Source organism: Achromobacter sp. JCM 18799 (genome assembly GCF_055395645.1).
The window spans coordinates 5,202,517-5,215,905 of sequence record NZ_AP043866.1; the positions used below are offsets into that span (position 1 = coordinate 5,202,517).

Annotated in this window: 7 protein-coding genes; 4 read left to right on the forward strand and 3 right to left on the reverse strand. The window is 66.6% G+C overall.

Annotation, left to right across the window (positions count from 1 at the left end; genetic code table 11):
• The first annotated feature begins 119 nt into the window (after positions 1 to 119).
• Both ACZ5YA_RS24580 and ACZ5YA_RS24585 read left to right on the forward strand, forming a co-directional pair.
• Positions 120 to 1,100 (forward strand): tripartite tricarboxylate transporter substrate binding protein, encoded by a 981-nt coding sequence (locus ACZ5YA_RS24580; protein WP_464091345.1) that lies wholly within the window; start codon positions 120 to 122, stop codon positions 1,098 to 1,100.
• On the forward strand, positions 1,097 to 2,623 hold the full coding sequence (locus ACZ5YA_RS24585; protein ID WP_464091346.1) for a sulfatase-like hydrolase/transferase: 1,527 nt from the start codon (positions 1,097 to 1,099) through the stop codon (positions 2,621 to 2,623). Before ACZ5YA_RS24580 ends, ACZ5YA_RS24585 begins: the two co-directional genes overlap by 4 nt.
• A 20-nt stretch (positions 2,624 to 2,643) precedes the next feature.
• On the opposite strand, the gene ACZ5YA_RS24590 is transcribed toward ACZ5YA_RS24585, so the two are convergent.
• Positions 2,644 to 6,027, reverse strand: a complete 3,384-nt coding sequence (locus ACZ5YA_RS24590) for a hybrid sensor histidine kinase/response regulator (RefSeq protein WP_464091347.1) — start codon at positions 6,025 to 6,027, stop codon at positions 2,644 to 2,646.
• A gap of 173 nt (positions 6,028 to 6,200) precedes the next feature.
• Positions 6,201 to 6,980: a response regulator gene (locus ACZ5YA_RS24595; protein ID WP_306634452.1), complete on the reverse strand. Its 780-nt coding sequence runs from the start codon at positions 6,978 to 6,980 to the stop codon at positions 6,201 to 6,203.
• Between the two features lie 343 nt (positions 6,981 to 7,323).
• On the opposite strand from ACZ5YA_RS24595, the gene ACZ5YA_RS24600 reads away from it, so the two are divergent.
• Complete coding sequence (locus ACZ5YA_RS24600; RefSeq protein ID WP_464091348.1) at positions 7,324 to 9,012, forward strand: ShlB/FhaC/HecB family hemolysin secretion/activation protein; 1,689 nt, start codon at positions 7,324 to 7,326, stop codon at positions 9,010 to 9,012.
• An 80-nt stretch (positions 9,013 to 9,092) separates the two neighbouring features.
• A complete protein-coding gene (locus ACZ5YA_RS24605; protein WP_464091349.1) occupies positions 9,093 to 12,119 on the forward strand; it encodes a two-partner secretion domain-containing protein in 3,027 nt (1,008 codons plus the stop codon).
• Between the two features lie 68 nt (positions 12,120 to 12,187).
• Here ACZ5YA_RS24605 and ACZ5YA_RS24610 read toward each other — a convergent pair whose 3' ends face one another.
• Entirely contained in the window at positions 12,188 to 13,378 is a 1,191-nt protein-coding gene (locus ACZ5YA_RS24610; protein ID WP_464091350.1) for a fimbrial protein, read from the reverse strand.
• Positions 13,379 to 13,389 lie beyond the last annotated feature (11 nt).

The window sequence follows — 13,389 nt, forward strand, 5'->3', positions numbered from 1 at the left end:
CATATCAACTCTGATATGGAAAGTGAAAAATATATCATTGGACTGGAATGATGGGCTGGCCGAAGATGATTGCCAGCGAGCCGTCCGCGAATGAGGCGAGCCGCAGGATGGAGACAATCATGCTGAAACTTGCGCGCGGCGCCCTGGCCGCCCTGAGCCTGGCCGTACCTCTGGCTGTTCCACTGGCGGCGGCCGCGGCCTATCCGGACCGCCCCGTCACGCTGGTGGTGCCCTCGGTGCCCGGCGGCGCGGCCGACGTGGTCGGACGCCTGGTCGCCGCGGAAATGTCCAAACAATGGGGCGTTCCCGTCATCGTGGAAAACCGCGCGGGCGGCGCCGGCGTCATCGGCGCCCAGGCCGTGGCGCGCGCCAAGCCTGATGGCTACACGCTGCTGCTGGGGCCGGACGCCTCGTTCACGGCAGTGCCTTACCTGATGCAGGACGTGCCGTATCGCACCGAGGATTTCGCGCCCGTCGCGACGCTGGCGACCCTGCAATACGTGTTGGTGGCGGCGCCTACAGCGCCATTCAAGTCCTTGCGTGAACTGCTGGAGCAGGCGCGCGCGCGCCCTGACGCCATCACCTACGCCAGCGGCGGCCCGGGTTCGACTCACCATTTGGCGATGGCACTGTTCGAGCACGCGGCCGGCATCTCGCTCAAGCATGTGCCGTACAAGGCCGCGCCCCAGGGCTTTGTCGGCGTGATGGGCAGCCAGGTCGATCTGATGTTCATCGTCGCCAGCACGGCCGTGCCGCAGATCAACGCCGGCAAGGTGCAGGGGCTGGCCAATGCGGGAGCCGCGCCCATCGCGGGCGCGCCCGACCTGCCGATGGTGAAGGACGAAGTGAAGGACTTCACGTTCTATAGCTGGTTCGGCCTGTTCGCGCCGGTGCGCACGCCTGCGCCGGTGCTGGCCGATTTGCAGCGCGCCGTGGCCACCGTCCTGAAGAGTCCAGAGGTCCGGGACAAGATGCAGGCCCAGGGCATGATCGTGGGCGATCAGGACGGGTTGGGCTTGAGCGAACGCATCGCCCATGACACCCGTGTTCTCGCGCCCGTGCTTTCCGACATCAAGACCGCCACCAGCAAGCAGCAATGAAACGCCCCAACATTCTTCTCATCACGACCGACCAGCATCGCGGCGACTGCCTGGGCTTTGCGGGACGCCGGGTCAAGACGCCGCACATCGACCTGCTGGCGAGCACGGGCACGCATTTCGCGGCCTGCATAACGCCCAACGTCGTCTGCCAGCCTTCGCGCGCCTCCATGCTGACCGGCCTGCTGCCACTGACGCATGGCGTCTGTGACAACGGCATCGACCTGGATCTGCGCGCCGGCGAGGCAGGCTTTGCCGGCAGCCTTGCCGCTGCCGGCTACGACACGGGCTTCATCGGCAAGGCGCATTTCTCCACGCACCATACCTTCCAGGCCACCGGACGGCCCGAATGCCAGTACAGCGAGGCTGGCATGGGACCGGACTGGGCGGGGCCGTACATGGGCTTCAAGCATGTGGAGCTGGTGGTGGAGGGCCACAACTATTGGCTGCCCACGCCGTTGCCCGGCGGCCTGAACCATTCGCGCTGGCACTACGGCGACGGCTTGGGCGAACTGCGCAACCAGCTGTACGAGACCGACCTGGGGCCGGCCAGCGGCGCGCCGCAGACCTTCAATTCCGCCTTGCCCGCAGCCTGGCACAACTCCGCCTGGATCGGCGATCGCACCATCGACTACCTGCGCGAGCATCGCGACCGGCCGTTCTGCCTGTGGGCCTCGTTCCCCGATCCCCATCACCCCTTCGATTGCCCCGAGCCCTGGTCGCGCCTGCACCATCCCGACGAGGTCGATCTGCCGCGCCATCGCGTCACCGACTACGATCGCCGGCCTTGGTGGCACAGGGCCAGCATGGAGAGCAAGCCCATGGGCAATGCCGAAGTGCAGGCGGTGCGGCAGAATTTCTCGCGCATGCCGACCCAATCGGACGAGGCGCTGCGCCGGATCATCGCCAACTACTACGGCATGATCTCGCTGGCGGACCATCAGGTGGGGCGCATCATGAAGGCGCTGAGCGAGTACGGTCTGGATCAGGACACCATCGTGATCTTCACCTCAGACCACGGCGAATGGCTGGGCGACCACGGACTGATGCTCAAGGGGCCCATGCCATATGAAGGCCTGCTGCGCGTGGCCATGGTGGCCAGCGGCCCCGGCATCGCGGCCGGGAGAAAGGTGGAAGACCCGGTTTCCACGCTGGACCTCGCCGCGACCTTCTGCGACTACGCCGGAGCGTCGGCCTTGGGGCCGCAACACGGCCGCAGCTTGCGCCCGTTGCTGGAAGGCGGAGATGCCTCCCGCGAGTTCGCCTTGAGCGAATGGGATGTGGCGGCATCGCGCTGCGGCGTGGAGCTGAAGCTGCGCACCGTGCGCACGCGCGACTGGAAGCTGACCGTCGAACTGGGCAGCGGCGCGGGTGAGATGTATTGCCTGACGGAAGATCCGGACGAGATGGACAATCTCTTCGATGATCCGGGTCATGCCGCGAAGCGGCGGGAACTGGCCGCCATGCTCGCAACCCGGCCCGCGGACCAATTGCCGGCGCGCGTGCCGGCATCGGGTATCGCTTGAACGCGCGGCGCAAGAAGGGGTCAAGCCTGCTCGGTGGCCGGCTGGGCATCAGGCATGGCCACGGCGCTTTTCACTGCGGCGAGCACGTCGTCGCAGATGCGCGCCACCGCGTCTGCCGATCCGCGCACGCCTGGCTGGTTCAGGCGGGTATCCAGCTGAGCGCACTGTTCGGCCAGCGCGGGCAGGCGGAAAATGGCCAGCATGCCACGCAAGGCGTGCAGTTCGCCGCGCAGGCGGCCGCTGTCCTCGTCGACGGCAGCGCGTTTGATGGTGTCCAGGGACTGCGAGCAAGATTGCTCCAGCGTGCGCAGCAGCGCCGGGGGAAAGGCGCGTCCGCCGGTCAAGGCCTGCGGACCGTTGTCGGCCGCCTCCGGGGCTTGCCGCGGGCCGGGTCCGGTTTGTCCGCACACGTCCAGCAAGGCGAGTTCGAGTTCGGCTAGCGGCAGGGGCTTGGTCAGCACCCGCGCGATGCCGGCTTTGCCGCAGCGCTGCCGCTCGTGCTTCGTCACGCAGGCCGTGGCAGCGATGACGGGCATGTCCGGCCGCATGGATCGGGCCTGTCGGGCCAGCGCGTAGCCGTCCATGCCGGGCATCGCGAGATCGGTGACCAGCACGTCATAGCGCTGCGATGCCAGCAGCGCGCAAGCCTGCGCGCCTCCCTCCGCCAGATCGACTTCACAGCCCAGCAGTTTGAACTGTTCTTCGAACAGGCCGCGGTTGGCGGCGTTGTCTTCGGCCACCAGCACCCGCAACGAACGGACCGAATGCCGCGGTGCGGGCGTGGACGCCGCGGTAGAGAGAGGCGTGTCCTGCAGCACATGCCGCAGGGCCGAAGCCAGGCCATGCAGCCCGTACATGGAAACGCTGAGCTTGCGTCCCGTGTCCTGCGGCGTGGCGGGCCCCAGCATGCCGCAATCGATCACCCATGAAGATTCGTCCAGCAATCTGTCTTCGTCCTCCGGCTGCCAGTCGATCTTGTCGCCCCAGATGATGAGGGCCGTCGCTTCGTCCAGCATGTCTTCGTCCAGTTCGGATGGATGACGGCGGGCGTTGACGCGCAGTCCCCAGGTCCGCAGGATGGCTTCCAGGCGGTGACGGCAGTTGTCGCGCGCGGCCAGCAGCAACACCTGCTCGCCGGCGAACCATGGCCTGTCGGCCTCGCGGGCTTCGATGCCCAGCGGCAAGGAGAACGCGAACAGGCTGCCGCTTCCAGGTTCGCTGCGCACGGACAGGGAGCCGCCCATTGCCTCCACCAACCGGCAACACAGGGTCAGCCCCAGGCCCGTGCCGCCATAGCGCCGGCCTATGGTCGCGTCGGCCTGGCTGAAAGCGCGAAAGACACTCTGCGCCTGTTCTTCCGTCATGCCTATGCCAGTGTCCTCGACCTCGACGGCAATGCCGGCCGCGTCGGTCCGGGTACGCAGTACCACCTTGCCTTGGTCGGTGAACTTGATGGCATTGGAGAGCAGGTTGTGAATGACCTGTCCCAGCCGGGTGGCATCCCCTCGCATTGGCTGCCTGAGCGCAGCGCCCAGATCGCCCAGCAAGGCCAGTCCTTTGGCCTGGGCCTGGGGCGCGAACATGGACAGAGCGTGCGAGGTGACTTCGAGCAGGTCGAACTCCGCCTGCTCCAGGCTGAGTTCGCCGGCCTCGATCTTGGAGAAGTCCAGCACATCGCTGATCGTGGCGAGCAGCAGTCCCGAGGACGCCCGCACGGTTTCGAGACGGTTGCGCTGGACCGGCGCCAGGCGCGAGCGCGAGAGCAGCTCCAGGTGTCCCAGGATGGCGTGCAGCGGCGTGCGTATTTCATGGCTCATCGCCGCCAGGAAGGCCGACTTGGCGGCATTGCCGCGGTCCGCGGCGGCCTTGGCTTCGCGCAGGCGGTGGGCTAGCTGGTATTTTTCGGTGACGTCGATGAACGCCGCCACGACCACGTTCGACCCGCGGTAGCGCGCGCCTGCCATGCTGACCGACAAGGTGACGGGAGTGCCATCGCGGGCCACGAACGAGAGGTCTTCCTCGACCACATCCGTGTCGCGCTTCCCTGTGGGCGCGCTGGCGCGCCGCCGATAACGATTGGCCAGCTCTGCCGAAAGGCTGAATTTTCCCACGCCCACGCGCGCGGTCATCTTCTCCATGGCCGGGCTGTGCAGCAGCGGACTGCCGCTGGCAGCGTCGATCAGGCCCAGGCCCACGGGAGCCGTCTCGATGAGCGTGCGGTTGAGATGCTCGCTCTCCAGCGCCAGCCTGGAACGGTTCATCAAGGGTCGGACCACGCGCAGCTCGAAGTAGAGCAGCAGCGCCCATATCAACGCCAGCGTGGTTGCAGTCATGATCGCGGGCGTGGTCAGCTGTGCGCTTATGGCATTGACGATGCTGCTCCAGTCCAGCGTAAAGACCAGCACCCAGTCCGTGGGCCCCAATCCTTCCGAAATCGAAAACTGGCCAGAGCGCGTCCTTTCCTGGCGCGTTCCGGCAGGAATATCGGCGAGGTCGGCGGCCGGAGCCATTTCCTGAGCGTCGCCGGCACCGGCGCCCGGCGATGCAGCGATGAGTTGGCCGCTGGCGGACATGATGGCGAAGTCGCCCGCCTGCCGGTTCACTGCCTGCGAAGCGCCGGGTTGCAGGGGGGAATACTCCGTCACCAGCACGGCGACGGGCACGCCCTTGTCCAGTATGGTTCCACCGATGCGGAATACCTGCTTGCCCGTGATCGGATTGGCGACGGGAGGGATCCAGCGCAAGGAGCGCCATGTGTCGGTGCCGGCATCGGTGGCGATCAGCATGCGCCGGCTGACTTCGCCGGTCAGCAGGGCGAGGTAGCGGTCGCGGTCCGCCAGGATCCGCTGGCGGACCGCTGCATCGGGGGCAGGAACCAGGCCGGCGATGCTGCCATTGACGCCAAAGAAGAACGAGGCCAGCGAGTTGTCATGGGCTGCGGGCCCGCCTGAGGGAATGCGGCCGATCTGCTCGGCCAGATTGAAGAACTTTCCTGTCGCACCGTTCGTCACCCGGCCGCCGCCCGAACCCAATATCCATTGAGAGCGGGAATCCTCGTCGGACTCCACCAGCAGCTCTTCGCCCCGGCTGCGGTACTTTGCTATCTGGGCGGCATCAAAGGGCGCCGCTTCCCGCCACATCAGCTCCGCGCTTGCCTGGCTGATGCGGAAGGCGTTCTCGCGCGTATAGATTTCCTTCATGAGCACGGCGTGTTCGGCCACGAACGATTGGCGCACGTACTCCAGATATTTTTCGGCGGTGGTCTTGGCTTCCAGGGCGAAGGTCAGCAGCACCGCGACCGTGATCAGCACGCCGCCGCCCAGGCTCTGCCAGCGCTGATAGCGGCGAAAGCGCGTCACGGTGTCGAGCCGCGAGGGGCTCAGGCGGTGGCGTAGTCGAATCAAGGCGCGGGGGATGCGTGTCAGGCGGCGCCGGCATGCGGTCGTGGATGGGGGCGCTGCAGGTTTCAGGGGGGGGCGGGCGCAGTTACTTGAACATTTTTCCGACAGGCGTGGCGCAAAGGCGTACCGGCGGTTTTGACATGGATCAAGCGGCTGCCACTCGGGCTCGGTCGCGTTCAGCGTGTCGACATTGAACAAGAGGCAAGCGCAGCCGCCGCCGGAGATTCAACCGCATTCTCATCCTCCGCTTCGGGTAGCGTCACGTCGGTCATTGGCAGGGCAGCGCAGCCGTAACGGATCAGGTCCGCGTCGCGTTCGATGCCCAGCTTTCTCATCGCGCTGCGCTTCTGGGAACTGACCGTCTGCACGCTGCGGCTGGAGATCTGCGATATCTCGGTAATGGTGGCGCCCGCGCAAAACAGACGGATGATCTCTGCCTCTCGCCGCGTCAACCGTGGCTGTTGCGCCGAGAGGGATTCGCGGATGATCATGTCCTTCACGGTCGGCGAATAGTAGGTCCGGCCGCGGCTCATCGCGTGTATCGCTTCGGCGATATGGCGCGTTGAATCCGCCTTGCTGAGGATGCAGAGGTTCTTTTCGGCCAGCAGCGCCCGCAGCAGCGTGGGATGCTCGACCATGGTGAGCACGGCCACTCGCAGCGCCGGGTAGCGTCGCCGCAGAAATCCAATGAGCCCCAGCCCGTCGCCGTGCTTGCCGCCCGGCATCGCGTAGTCCGATACCACCGCGTCGCAGGGTTGGGTTTCCAGCAGGGCCACCAGGTCCGTGGAGTTCCTGGCGCAGCCGATCACTTCGATGGCCGGGTCTCGCGCGAGCTCATGGCTCACGCCCAGGGACACGATGGGATGGTCGTCGGCAATGATGACGCGGATGCGGCCGTGTGACATGTTTCTTTTCCCGTTCATCCAGAGCCTGCTGCGGAACTGCCGTGCGTCCATGGCGATTGCCGCCAAGTTTCGCAAGCAGACGTTTGAAACGCTGTATGTGCGCGGCGGCTGTGACTATGCCGCTTGCAGCCATATTACCGACGGCGTCCTCGCGAAAGAATAGGAGGAGTACTAAAGTACGGCGCTTGCCGCAACCGCAGCCAATCGCGCTGCGCGGCGGGCGGTCGCCAAATCGTAGAAGTACGACTCCGCTTTCGTAGTCTTCCCACAGTTCCACGCCCGTCCGCTCCGTATTCTGCCGGCAGGACGAGTATCGCCCGGCATGGCCGGCGCGTCAGCCGGTCGGGGACGAGCGCTTCCCGTGCAAGAACGGCAAGGAGCGGGGGGATGGGTGATGAAAGGGGAGAAAGCGCGCTATCGGATGGCCGCGCTGGGCGCGGGGCTGGCCATGGCCTTGTGTGCGGACGCTTTGCGGGCGCAGATCCCGGATGCGGGGCGCGCCATTCGTGACCTGCAATCGGTTTTGCCCGCCATGCCTTCGGGCCACACGGCTCCCGAGGTGCAGTTGCCCGAGCCGCAGCCGCCCGCAGCCGTGTCCGGCGTTGCGGCCGCAGGCCCCGCCGTCCGGGTGCTCGAGTTCCATGTCGAAGGCAACCACGCCGTTGACGCAGCGATATTGCAGGCGGTGCTGGCCGATCTGACGGGCGCGGCACTGACGTTCCCGGACCTGCGCGCCGCCGCTGATCGCATCACCGCCTATTACCACGATCAGGGATATGTGCTGGCGCGCGCCTATCTGCCGCCGCAAGCCATCGATGCGGGCATCGTGCGCATCGCCGTGTTGGAGGGCAGGTATGGCGAGATTGGCCTGCGGAACCGCGCGCGGGTCCGCGATGCCGTGCTGGAGCAGGCGCTCTCCGCCTTGCGTCCGGGTGAGGCGGTGCAGGCCGGCGAGCTGGAGCGCGCGCTGCTGCTCTTGAGCGACCTGCCCGGCGTGGCGGTCAAGGGTACGTTGCAGCCTGGTGCGGAAACCGGGACCACCAGCCTGCTGGTGGACGCCGAAGCGGGACCGCTCGTCTTCGGCAGCCTGGACGCGGACAATTTTGGCGGCTACTACACAGGCGAGTACCGGCTGAGCGGAAGCATCGGCGTCAACAACCCCCTGCGCCTGGGCGACCAGCTCAATCTGCGGCTGTTGGGGAGTGATGGCGGCCAGCGCTACTACAACGCCGCCTATCAGCTTCCACTTGGCTCCCGGTCCACGCGCGTCGGCATGGGCGTGTCCAGCATGCGGTACGAACTCGGCAGGCGTTTCGGCCCTCTGGGGGCGCACGGCCGCGCCGACGTGTCGACCGTGTTCATCCAGCAGCCCTTGGTGCGCTCGCGCCACGCCAGCTTGCGCCTGCAATTGCAGCACGAGCGCAAGCGTTTGGTCGACAGCATGGATCTCTTCGAGGTAAGCAGCCGCAAGCGTATCGGGCTATGGACTTTAGCCCTGGCCGGCAGCAGCGAGGACGGATGGTTCGGCGGCGGACGGACCGCCTTGCAACTGTCGCATGGTCGAGGCCGGCTGCGCCTGGGCGATCCACAGGCCGAGGGCGAGGACCGCCAGACAGTGCGCGCCGCCGGCTGGTTCGCCAGGACCAATCTCTCGATCAGCCGCTTGCAGCAGCTCACTGGCCGCTTACAGCTATACGCGCGGGTGGATGCGCAGTGGGCTTCGAAGAACCTGGACAGCTCTGAGAAATTCAGCCTGGGCGGGCCTTATGGCGTGCGCGCCTATCCGTTGGGCGCGGCCAGCGGCGACGAGGGCTGGCTGGCCGGCGCCGAACTGCGCTACCAACTGGCTCCCGGGTGGCAACTGAGCGCCTTCGCCGACCGGGGCAACGTGCGCCTGAGCAAACGCCGCTGGACGCCCGGCCGCAACCACAACGGCCTGGCTGCGGCGGGACTCGGCGTCACGCAGTACGGCGCCGGCCATCAGGTGAACCTGAGCGTCGCCTGGCCGATGGGCCGGCAGCCGCCCGCCACGGAATCCGACCGGGAGCCCCGCTTCTGGCTCCAGGCGTCGCGCTATTTCTGACTCGGGCGCACCACGCGCGCAGTTTTCTTAACCGGCGCAGTCTGCCATTGCGGCGGATCCGCCATTCTTGCGAGGCAATCATGAACAAGACATATGCACTGGTATGGAACGAGGCCAGACAACGCTGGAACGTGGCGCGCGAGTCCGCGCGCCGCCGCGGAAAAGCCGGGAGCGGCAGGCGCGGCCGCGTTGCCGTGCTGGCCCTCGCCGGCCTGGCGGGCCTGTCTTGCGCGCATGCCGCGCCGACGGGCGGAACAATCGCGGCCGGCAACGGAATAGGCGATATCCACGCCACGCTGGACCAGAAACAGGTGTCGATCAATCAGCATACGCAAAAGCTGATCATCGACTGGAACAGCTTCAGTATCGGCGCGGACGAACGCATCACCTTCAACCAGCCCGGCAGCGGCTCGATCGCGCTGAACCGTGTGAATGGCCTGTCGCCCAGTTCCATCCTGGGGCGCATGGACGCCAACGGTCAGGTTTTCCTCGTCAACCCCAACGGTATTGTTTTCGGCAAGGGCGCGGAGGTCAACGTGGGCGGACTGGTCGCCTCGACCAAGCAGCTTTCCGACGCCGATTTCAACGCGGGCAACTATCGCTTCACCGGGTCATCGGAGGCCTCCGTGCTGAACCAGGGCGTGATTGCCGCGCGCGACCGCGGCAGCGTCGCGCTGCTGGGCGCCAAGGTCAGCAATCAGGGGGTGATCCGGGCGCGGCTGGGGCGGATCGCGCTGGCGGCCGGCGGAGAGTTCACCGTGAACTTCGACGGCAATGGCTTGCTCGATCTGCGGATGGATGGCGCCGCGCTGTCCGCCCTGGCCGAGAATGGCGGCATGCTGAGCGCCGACGGCGGGCAGGTGCTGATGACGGCCAGCGCCGCGGGAGCGGCCTTGCGCACGGTGGTCAACAGTCAGGGCATCATCGAAGCGAAGACGCTGCAGGGTCAAGGCGGCAAGATCACGTTGGACGGCGGCGGTGACGGTCTGGTGGTGGCTGCGGGCAAGATGAATGCCAGCGCGCTTGCCTCGCATGGCAACGGCGGCGAGGTAGAGATACGCGGGCAGCAGGTGGCCGTGCGGCTAGGCGCCGAGGTCGATGCGCGGGCGCTGAACGGCGATAGCGGAACCTGGCGCATCGCGTCGTCAGAGGTGACGGTGGGCGCTAACGCCACGGCGGCAAACGTCACGGTGCACGCGGACACCGTCGCCAGCAACCTCGCGGCCACCAACATCGTGCTGGAAGGCGCTGCGGGTGACGTCGCGCTCAATGGCCCGATAGCGTGGCACAGCGGCAACGCGCTCGGCTTGGTTGCGGCGGGTGATATCGCGGTCAACGGAGACCTGGCCGCAACCGGCCAGAACGCTGCCATCGCCATGTCCGCCGGCGGGGAAATCGCGCTTGCCGGCAAGACTGCCATTAGCGGCGTCAATGGCGCCCTGTCCATGCAGGCGCCGGGAGGCCATGTGCTGGGCGAGGGGGCGGCGATCACGCTGTCCGGCGCAGGCGCGTCGTTCAGCGCCCATGGCCAGCGTTACGCGGTGATCCAGAACCTCGCCCAGCTGCAGGACATCGACCGCAATCTGAGCGGCTTGTACGTGTTGGGCAACAACCTGAGCGGACGCGGTTCGATCCAGGCGATAGGCGGTCCGTATGGCATCTTTTCCGGCACGTTCGACGGTCTGGGCAATACGCTCGGCGGCTATTCGGTCAGCGGCGCCGGTCCCAACGTGGGCTTGTTCGCCGCGTCGTCCGGCAGCATCAGCAATGTCAACCTGGCGTCGATGACTGTCAATGCGCCGGCCACCGGCGCGGCATCCATGTCGGTGGGCGCGCTGGTGGGCCGCAATTCTGGCCAGATCGTCAATGTGTCCACGGCCGGAATGTCCGTGAAGGGCAGTTCGTATCACCGTAACGTGGTGGGCGGTCTGGTGGGCACCAACGCCGGCGGCAGTATCGACCGCGCCACCGTTGCAGGCAGCGTATATGCAGGTTCGCACACGATCGCCATAGGCGGGCTGGCAGGTGAAAATCTGAATTCCGCGGCGAGCCGCGGCGTCATTACGCGTAGCGTCTCGCGCAATGTCGTATCGGGCGCGATGCAGCGCGATGAGCTGGGCGGCATGGGCGGTCTGGTTGGCGTGAATCGCGGCTTGGTTGCGGACGCGTCCAGCCACGCGAACACGCAGGCCACCGGCGCAGGCCTCAATGTTGGCGGGCTGGTGGGCAGCAACCTGGGCGGCGACATCGAGCGCTCGGTTGCGACCGGGCGGGTGCAGAACGGCAGCAGCGCATACACCGGAGGCCTGGTGGGGGTGAATAGCGGGACCATTTCGGGCTCGGCCGCGGAAGGTGGCGTCAGTGCCGAGGGCGGCGGCTCCACCGGCGGTTTCGCAGGACGCAACAGCGGCGGCGGCCTGCTGCTGGATGTCAAGGCCGGGGGGGATGTGACGGCCGCCTATGGCGTCAATGTGGGCGGCCTGGTCGGCGCCAACGATGGACGCATCGATACGGCGGAGGCGGGTGGCGAGGTCAAGGCCGGCTACAACCGGAATGGAGGCCGGGCCGGCGGTCTGGCCGGCTACAACAGCGGCACGATAGAGGCCTCCGTAGCCCGCGGCAAGGTTGCGGGTGGAGACTACGGATACGCCGGCGGGTTGGTCGGCTACAACACCGGGACGCTGGGAACGGTCAACGCCAGCGGCAACGTGACGGCCGGGAAGAACAGCGCGGCCGGAGGGCTGGTCGGGGCCAATCAGGGCTTGATCGTTTCCGCGATGGCCAACGGCAATGTCTACGGTGGCTTCAGCAGCCGCGTTGGCGGCGTGGTGGGAGAGAACGGCGACATGGGGGAGGTCCTGCAGTCGTCTTCCGCCGGTGAGGTGGGAGGCGCCGGCCAGGCTTACCTGGGTGGCATCGCGGGTCTCAACCAGGGCGCGATTTCCTATTCCAGCGCGAGCGGCAAGGTGAATTTCGCCAACTCTCTTCAGCATACCTATGGCGGACTGGCCGGTGCGAACTACGGGGTGATGCGCGCCAACAGCACGTTGGGGCTGGCATCCCTGGTGCCGCCGGTGGGCTTGAACTACGGCATCGTCGAGCGTTGATGGACAGTGCATGAACAGGGCCATGGGCGCGCGCGTCCATGGCCCTGTTGGCATGAGGCGCCCTGGTCTCAGGGAAATTCGAAGGTGAACTCCGCGCTGCCGTCGGCGATGCCGGCCTTGACCGCTCCGTCGACCGGCGCCGTTCGGATGTAGTGGGCCCGCAGCGTCAGGACGGCCTGGTCGCCGACGCGCTGCATGTCATACGCGGCGCCGAAACGGACCGGGACCTTGCCGGTATCGTTGATCATGGCGATGCCTATGCCCTCGGCGGCTTCAGACCCGGGCTTCAGGTTCAGCACATGGGGATCGGTGTTGGGGCCGTACTTGTCGGCAAAAGTAATGGTCGGTTTGGCCGAGGCGCTGCATTGGGTGAGCACGATGGAGAATTCCTTGGCAGGCGAGGTGGCTCCTGGTGTATCGAACAGAGAGAGGGGCAGGTCGCCCAGCGAGACAGGGATCGTCCGGTAGGCGCCGACCTCGCATTTGTTGGGGACGATTACCCCCGTGCCGCCGCCTATGCCGATGACGCCGGTGCCCTGGTAGGAAAACGGCAGGCTGCCGCAGACGCCGGTAATGCCCGGTGTCCAGACGGGAAAGTTCTGGATGGCCTCGCCGTAGCTCACCGCGCCCTGCGGGTAGTTGATGGCATAGAGCATCAGCGTGATGTTGGGGTCCACGCCCGTCACTTTCAGTTCACCGCTGGGCAGGTTGGCCGCGGCGTCGGTCAGTACCAGGCGTTGAATGTACTCGGTGACGGTGGAGTTTTTCTGCGACGCGGACCCGGCGGTGTCGTAGTACACAGGACGCTTGTCCAGGACCACGGGCAGCGTGCCGGGTTTGATCCGTCTTTCGACGCCGTCGGCGCCCATGACGGATACCTGTAGCCCGATGCCGGGTACGTTTGTCTGCGCCGTGCCGTCGGCGGCCACGCCTGTATTGGGGCCCCACTGCGCAGCGGCAACCAGTTCGTGGAGGATGCCTGCTCCCACGCCCGAACCAAGCTGGAAATTGTTGAATAGCCCGGCGCCCCGCTCGAACAGCACATCGCCGATCTGCGAGGAACTGGTCAGCGGCGAGACTTCACGCCAGGGGCCGCCGGCCTGGTTCGACTGGCTGCAATGGATGGCGGGGCGGTTCATGACCAGTTCGCCGCGAACCGGGGCGCACGGCAATGCCACCGCGGCGGCCAGCAGGAGTAGGGCGGGCCGTGCCGGTTTTTCGATCGTACGGGTGCGTACGGGAATAGAGAGCTTGCTCATCAGGGTGTACT

Excerpts from the sequence above, each read along its gene's own strand:
- ACZ5YA_RS24580 (WP_464091345.1), top strand. The coding sequence starts at position 120 with ATGCTGAAACTTGCGCGCGGCGCCCTGGCCGCCCTGAGCCTGGCCGTA.
- ACZ5YA_RS24585 (WP_464091346.1), top strand. The coding sequence starts at position 1,097 with ATGAAACGCCCCAACATTCTTCTCATCACGACCGACCAGCATCGCGGC.
- ACZ5YA_RS24595 (WP_306634452.1), bottom strand. The coding sequence starts at position 6,980 with ATGGACGCACGGCAGTTCCGCAGCAGGCTCTGGATGAACGGGAAAAGA.
- ACZ5YA_RS24600 (WP_464091348.1), top strand. The coding sequence starts at position 7,324 with ATGAAAGGGGAGAAAGCGCGCTATCGGATGGCCGCGCTGGGCGCGGGG.
- ACZ5YA_RS24605 (WP_464091349.1), top strand. The coding sequence starts at position 9,093 with ATGAACAAGACATATGCACTGGTATGGAACGAGGCCAGACAACGCTGG.
- ACZ5YA_RS24610 (WP_464091350.1), bottom strand. The coding sequence starts at position 13,378 with ATGAGCAAGCTCTCTATTCCCGTACGCACCCGTACGATCGAAAAACCG.